Below are 5,452 nucleotides of genomic sequence, written 5' to 3' on the forward strand. Positions count from 1 at the left end.
AGTGCCTCGGAAATAGAAGACGAGGCATTGTTGCTCAGCGCCACCCCCAACTATTTTACCGACTACCCCCTCAGGCAATATTCAATTCCTGCCCACACAATTTGCCGCGCAAAAACTATTAAGCAGCGCTGTTGTACACTAGACGCCAGCGACTGAAATAGGCCACAATACTTAATTGACTTCAGTTGACTGACACCATTTCTCAACGGCGGTGTCTTGAGCGCACAGACACCAACGCTCAAACAAAATTTACGCTGTACCGACTAAAAATAAACATTGTCCGCTTTGACGGAAATCGCGCTAAAGAGTAAACCTTTATCAGCAAAGGATAGAAATTACCCAATAGCCGCCATTAATAGAACACAAAATAATTGCTTGGAGGTTCAGATAATATGCAAATGCTAGGTGAACAACACATTGCGGCCCCTGTTCAACGCGTATGGGAAGCGCTAAATGATCCCGACATCCTCAGAGCAAGTATTCCCGGCTGCCAAAGTTTAGATAAGTCTTCAGCAGAGCGCTTTGACGCCGTCGTCGAAGTTAAAGTCGGTCCCATTGGTGCGCGTTTTAAAGGCGCGGTGACCCTTACCGACCTCAACCCGCCCAATAGCTACACCTTGCTATTGGAAGGTAACGGCGGCATTGCTGGTACTGCGAAAGGTGCCGCCAAGGTAAAACTGAGTGCTGTCGACGGCGGTACATTGGTGTCCTACGATGTTGACGCCCAAGTCGGTGGCCGCATGGCACAACTGGGTGGTCCGATAATCGATGCCACTGCGAAACAACTTGCCGGTAAATTTTTCAGTGGCTTCGGTGAAATTGTTAGCGGCAAAAAAGCAGCAGCACCCGCACCAGCTGCCGCAGCGGCAAAAGCAACACAACCAGCACTTGGCGCGCCAGCCCCTGCTGGCGGCTTCCCCATTGCCTGGATTTTGGCGATTGCCGTGGCCATGCTGTGCGGCTTTATCTTTGGCAGCGGCTCCAATCTTGCCGAATCGGCCTCGGCGTGGACTGGGCTATCGATTGGCTTGTTGCTTATTTTGGTTGCCGCCACGGCCTTCGAATATGGCCGCCGCACGGCGGCGCCCATCGTCACGCTTGACAGTGCCTTACTCCGACGCCTACTCGAAGGAGACAAGCAATGAAGCCAGCTCCCTTTGACTATGTCGCACCGACGACAGTCGACGAGGCCTGCAAAGCCCTCGATGAAGCCGGCGGCGGCGCCACCGTGTTGGCGGGCGGGCAGACCCTGATGCCACTGCTAAATCTGCGCATGAGCCAGCCATTTATTCTCGTCGACATTAATCAAATTGCTGAATTAAACGGCGTATCTCGAATTTCTGGCGGAATACGCCTTGGCCCAAGCACCCGCCAGAGCGAAGCGATCACCAGTGACATTCTTGCTCAAGACCTGCCCGTGTTGGTCCAAGCGGTAAAACATGTTGGCCACCATCAGACCCGCAATCGCGGTACGGTCGGCGGTTCAATCGCCCTAGGTGAACCCGCCGCGGAATTACCCGCCACTGCGGTAGCGCTGGGCGCGACAATAGAAGTGCGCTCGGTGCGGGGCAGCCGCCAAATTCTCGCTGAAGAATTCTATCTCGGCCCGTATATGACCGTACTGGAACCCGATGAGCTGGTCACCGGCATCACCTTTCCCGAATGGCCTAAGGGCCACATCACGGTCTTTAATGAATTAGCCCAGCGGCCCGGTGATTTTGCCTTGGTCGGTATGGTCGGTGCCCTTGTTGTTGAATCCGACAAGATTGTGCGCGCCGGCCTAGCGTGGTTTGGCATGGGACCAACCCCGATGAAAATGAGAGCTGTAGAAGGTATGTTGATAGGCAAGTCCCTTAGTGAGATTGACTATCAGGCGCTAGCGGAAAGCGCCATTGCCGACACCGCCCCCTTCGATGACCAACACACCAGCGCAGAGTATCGCCGCACCGTTGGCAAACGCATCTTTGCCCGCACCCTGCGCGACGCACTCACCACTGGGGAGATCGCATGAGCAAACACAGCATTGAAATGACAGTTAACGGCCACCGTCACAGCGGTGATATTGAATCCCGCATCTCACTGGCCGATTTCTTACGCGACGGTGCCGGCTATACCGGCGTCCACCTCGGTTGCGAGCACGGCGTTTGCGGCGCTTGCACGGTCATGGTCGACGGCAAAGCTGTGCGCAGCTGCCTGATGCTTGCAGTGCAAGCTAACGGCCGCGACGTCACCACAGTTGAAGGTCTTGCTGCAGACGACGGCACTCTGCACCCTGTCCAGCAAGCGCTACTCGACCAACACGGCCTGCAATGCGGTTTTTGCACCCCCGGCGTGGCGATGACCATGGCAGCGCTAACAAGCGATGGCAAAAAGCCCAGCGAAGACGAATTGATTGCGGCACTGTCCGGCAATATTTGCCGTTGCACTGGCTACCAAGGTATCCGCCGCGCTGCGGCCCAGCTAATCGCCTCCACTGCGGAGGAGCAAGTATGAGCGCCACTGAATTCAAACCCGGACGCTACTTTGGCAAGCGCGTAGCCCGTAAAGAGGACCCGCGCCTCCTTACCGGTCGCGGACAATATGTTGACGATATTTCTGTGCCCGGCATGTTGCATGTCGCCTTTACCCGCAGCCCCATCGCCCGCGGCGACATTCTCTCGATCAACACCGAGATGGCCCGAGATATTCCCGGTGTGCACGCCATTTACACCCAAGAAGACCTGGCAAGTTTCAATGTCGAAATGCTCAGCTTTTACTTAGCGCCCCAAGATGCCGAAACCACGCCGCTGGCCAACGGCCGCGTTGCCTACGTCGGTGAGCCCGTTGCGCTAGTCATTGCTGACAGCCGCCATATCGCCGAAGACGCGGCGTCTTTAGTTGAAGTGCAATACGACGAGCAAGACCCCGTCGTTACCATCGCTGACGCGCGAAGAGGGCCGCCAGTGCACCCCGGCACCGACGACAATGTCAACGGCCAAATGGGCGAAGAAGAGCTGGATGAAGACCTCGCTGAATTACTCAACAACGCCCCGCACCTTATCAAGCACCGCGTCGTTCATCAGCGCATTTCACAATCGCCGATGGAAACCCGTGGCGTCGTCGCGGTCCGCGACGGCGCGGAAGAACTGACGCTTTACATCACCTGCCAAAGCCCGCACATGGTCGCCCGCTGGGTCTCGATGGCACTTGGCCTACCCCAAACCGCCATACGCGTGATCGCCAAAGACGTTGGTGGTGGCTTCGGCCTGAAGAACCACCCATGGAAGGAAGAAACCGCCACCATCCTTGCGGCCATGAAAATTAAGCGCCCATTAAAATGGATTGAGGATCGCTACGAGAATTTAGTCGCCGCCAACCAAGCCCGCGAACAAGAGATGGATCTGCAAGTCGCCTTCGACGACGACGGCAAGCTCATCGCCTCACACGGCGACTATAGCTGCAATAACGGCGCCTACCCGCAACTGACAGAATGCAATATTGCGGTTCATATGTTCGTTTGGGCGGCGTATAAAATGCCCGCCTATGGCTTTCTCACCCGCGGTTGGTACAGCAACACCGTTGGCCTAGCCGCTTATCGCGGTCCCTGGGCAATGGAATCGCTAATTCGCGAAACCGCCCTTGATCGCGCGGCCCGTAAAATTGGCATCGAGCCCTATGAAATTCGCCGCCGCAATTTAGTCACCCTCAAGGACCAGCCGACTAGCTCGTGCATGGAAATTCCACTTGAGGACATCACCCCAGCGGAATGTCTTGAAAAACTTTTAGAGGCGTTTGATGTTCCCGCATTTCGCGAAGAACAAAAAGCGGCCCGCGAACAAGGCCGTTATCTCGGCTTAGGTATCGCCACTTACATTGAGCCTACCGGCGCGGCGGGGGCTATCCCAACCATGACCGGCGAATTAGCCCAGGTGCGCATTGAGCCCACCGGCAAAGTCACCGCGGTCATGAGCACTCACTCTCAGGGCCACGGCACCGCAACCACCATGGCGCAAATTTTTGCCGACCGCCTAGGCATTCCCTATGAGGATGTCGCGATATTTGAAGGTGACAGTTCGCGCGGTGGCTTCTCTCCCGGCGCTGCCGGCAGTCGTCAAGGGGTTATCGCCGGTGGCGCGGCCATCATGGCGGGTGACCTATTGGCGGCCAAAGTTAAATTGCTCGCTGGGCATTTGTTTGATGCGGATCCCGACACCATCACCCTCGACGAGGGCATGGCGCATTTTGCCGGCGCCCCGGAGAAATCCCGCTCAATCGCTGACATCGCCAATATTGCTTACGGCGAACCCAGCCGCCTCCCCCCCGGCTTTGAATCTGGCCTAGAAGCGCAATACCGCTATCAGCCACCACCGATGACCTTCGCCAGCGCGGCAAATGCCTGTGTCGTTGAAGTCGACGCCGACACCGGCTTTGTGAAAATTTTGCGCTGGATTTCTTCAGAAGACTGCGGCAATTCGATTAACCCTGCCGTGGTAGAAGGCCAGGTTGCCGGAGGCTTGGCACAAGCCATTGGCATGGTATTGCTCGAAGAAGTCGGCTTTGATGATCGTGGCAACCCCACTGCCGCAACCTATAAAGACTACCATCTGCCAGCTATATCCGATATTCCGGTATTTGAGTTTGTCCATGCCAGCACGCCCTCGCAATCGGTTGGTGGGATGCGTGGCTGCGGCGAAGGCGGTGCCATTGTCGGCGCGCCCACCCTGGTCAACGCCATTGCAGATGCGCTGTCGCCCTTCGGCGACGTACCAGTAGAGCTGCCCCTCACCCCAGTGAAGCTCCTCAGCGTTATTGAAGGTCGCGACTTGAGTACGCCAACGCCGCAAGCACCCGTGAGTTCGTCGCCAAGCCCCACTGTAACAAGCACCGTGGCGCCGGAACCGGAGCAAGCTCCGGCGCCAAGTGCGGCACCACGGGCAGATACCGCCGTGGTCGTCGACGGCGACTGGAATATGGTGCTATCGACGCCAATGGGCCCCCAGGAAATGGTCGGCCACTTTGAAACCAGCGGCAATTCTTTGTCTGGCTACCTCAGCAGTAAAGAAGGTCAAATGGCATTTGACGGCGGCACTGTCGATGGCGGCAATATTAAATTTAACCTCACAGTGGAAATGGGCATGAAGCTCACCCTGAAATACACCCTTGTCGTCGAGGGCGACAGCATTAAAGGCAAATGCAAAATGGGGATCTTAGGTTCAGCTAAAGTCAGTGGTACCCGGGTTTAAATATCGCTTAGGCCTATAGGCTAGAGCAGGGCAACGACATTCCCGCCCTGCTCTAGCCTTGATGTAAGGCCAGTGGCTGATCGAAAATAGCCACCAATTCTTCTCTGCAATTTACCCCGCGCCGACCGCCAAACCAGCACATCGCGCGAAAATATCCGAACTAACACCCCTCTTCCGTGACGCTTTGCTAAACTGGTCGTATAATCCGAAAGCACCCAGCGCGGCCAACC

General features: G+C 56.4%; 5 protein-coding genes. 4 read left to right on the forward strand and 1 reads right to left on the reverse strand.

The window, feature by feature from the left end; genetic code table 11:
- The first annotated feature begins 392 nt into the window (after positions 1 to 392).
- Genes ABYT30_RS14925 through ABYT30_RS14940 form a run of 4 tightly spaced genes read left to right on the forward strand, consistent with a single transcriptional unit; the run spans position 393 to position 5,222 of the window.
- Positions 393 to 1,145 carry a CoxG family protein gene (locus ABYT30_RS14925; protein ID WP_373082401.1) on the forward strand — a complete coding sequence of 251 codons (753 nt, stop codon included), beginning with the start codon at positions 393 to 395 and terminating at the stop codon, positions 1,143 to 1,145.
- Positions 1,142 to 2,011 (forward strand): xanthine dehydrogenase family protein subunit M, encoded by an 870-nt coding sequence (locus ABYT30_RS14930; RefSeq protein ID WP_373097327.1) that lies wholly within the window; start codon positions 1,142 to 1,144, stop codon positions 2,009 to 2,011. The genes ABYT30_RS14925 and ABYT30_RS14930 overlap by 4 nt, the downstream gene beginning before the upstream one ends.
- The gene (locus tag ABYT30_RS14935) at positions 2,008 to 2,493 is read left to right on the forward strand and encodes a (2Fe-2S)-binding protein (protein ID WP_373097328.1); all 486 of its coding nucleotides are present in this window, start codon (positions 2,008 to 2,010) and stop codon (positions 2,491 to 2,493) included. The genes ABYT30_RS14930 and ABYT30_RS14935 overlap by 4 nt, the downstream gene beginning before the upstream one ends.
- A complete protein-coding gene (locus ABYT30_RS14940) occupies positions 2,490 to 5,222 on the forward strand; it encodes a xanthine dehydrogenase family protein molybdopterin-binding subunit (RefSeq protein ID WP_373097329.1) in 2,733 nt (910 codons plus the stop codon). Before ABYT30_RS14935 ends, ABYT30_RS14940 begins: the two co-directional genes overlap by 4 nt.
- Positions 5,223 to 5,242: 20 nt before the next feature.
- Here the strand turns inward: ABYT30_RS14940 and ABYT30_RS14945 are convergent.
- Positions 5,243 to 5,452 (reverse strand): hypothetical protein (locus ABYT30_RS14945; RefSeq protein WP_373097330.1); only part of this gene is annotated, 210 nt, incomplete at its 5' end.

Origin of the sequence: Zhongshania sp. (assembly GCF_041623545.1) — a bacterium.
In the GTDB taxonomy this organism is placed as follows: domain Bacteria; phylum Pseudomonadota; class Gammaproteobacteria; order Pseudomonadales; family Spongiibacteraceae; genus Spongiibacter.

What these genes read in the sequence shown, in the direction of transcription:
- ABYT30_RS14925 (WP_373082401.1), top strand. Translation starts at nt 393, where the DNA reads ATGCAAATGCTAGGTGAACAACACATTGCGGCCCCTGTTCAACGCGTA.
- ABYT30_RS14930 (WP_373097327.1), top strand. Translation starts at nt 1,142, where the DNA reads ATGAAGCCAGCTCCCTTTGACTATGTCGCACCGACGACAGTCGACGAG.
- ABYT30_RS14935 (WP_373097328.1), top strand. Translation starts at nt 2,008, where the DNA reads ATGAGCAAACACAGCATTGAAATGACAGTTAACGGCCACCGTCACAGC.
- ABYT30_RS14940 (WP_373097329.1), top strand. Translation starts at nt 2,490, where the DNA reads ATGAGCGCCACTGAATTCAAACCCGGACGCTACTTTGGCAAGCGCGTA.